This is a genomic window from Oleiphilus sp. HI0043 (assembly GCF_001634935.1).
This window is the reverse complement of sequence record NZ_LWEY01000400.1, coordinates 1-833: the sequence shown is the minus strand read 5'-3', so window position 1 is coordinate 833 and position 833 is coordinate 1. Positions and strand designations below refer to the sequence as shown.

Here is an 833-nt window from a genome sequence, read left to right as displayed (position 1 = left end):
TATCTTCATTCAGCAATGTTTTGTCGTCACTTGCTAGAAGAACACCTAGGTGTTTGCCGATATGATTCTTCTTGTCGGGCCAGAACTGTAAGCTATGGCTGCGCATTGAAAACTCTATGGGGCCAAACGTGATATTTTGAATAGATTGCCAGGCATCCATCGTCTTGTGGAAATCACCGATGCTATTATCTAGCGCCTCTTGAGAAGGGCTTTGGCAGAGGCCTTGGGTGCTCTGCTGCAAAGCCTGAGAGGCAGCGCTAAGCGATTGATAAAACGGGATAACAAAGCTATTAACTGTCGCATGGTTGAAGTTTTTCCAGTCAGCTTCACTTGGGGCGGCATGACATACAAATGAGAGGATACAAGCTAAGAAAATACTGGAAATCGTAGAGGTTCTGTTCATTAAAGTGATTCCAAAAAAGTAAGCAGTTGTGCGCGTTGCTCTTGGGGCATTGTTTGTACGGCTTGCTTGGCAGATTCGGCCTCGCCGCCATGCCACATAATTGCTTCAAGTATACTGCGTGCGCGGCCGTCATGCAGAAGAAAATGGCTGCCATTTACGTATTTGTCTGAACCGAGCCCCCAAAGTGGAGCGGTTCTCCATTCCTGTCCGTTTGCCTTAAACTCGGGTCGATTGTCCGCCAGCCCTAGCCCCATGTCATGCAGTAATAGATCGGTGTAAGGCCAGATGGTTTGCATGTTAAGAGAAGTTTGCTCAGTATGCCCGGATGTTTGATAGCTTGGAGTATGGCACGCGGCACAGCCAGCGGAGTGAAAGACGGCTTTTCCTTTATTGACCATTTCTGCATTGTCTATTTTTCGAATGGGTACCG

Annotated in this window: 2 protein-coding genes; both read right to left on the bottom strand. The window is 47.7% G+C overall.

The genetic code is table 11. The annotated features are described in order from the left end of the window. On the bottom strand, positions 1-403 hold a 403-nt coding region (locus A3729_RS05290), incomplete at its 3' end, for an imelysin family protein (protein WP_304439689.1). Then, a partial coding sequence (locus A3729_RS05285) for a di-heme oxidoredictase family protein (protein ID WP_156497689.1) occupies positions 403-833 on the bottom strand: 431 nt, incomplete at its 5' end. The genes A3729_RS05285 and A3729_RS05290, both read right to left, overlap by 1 nt.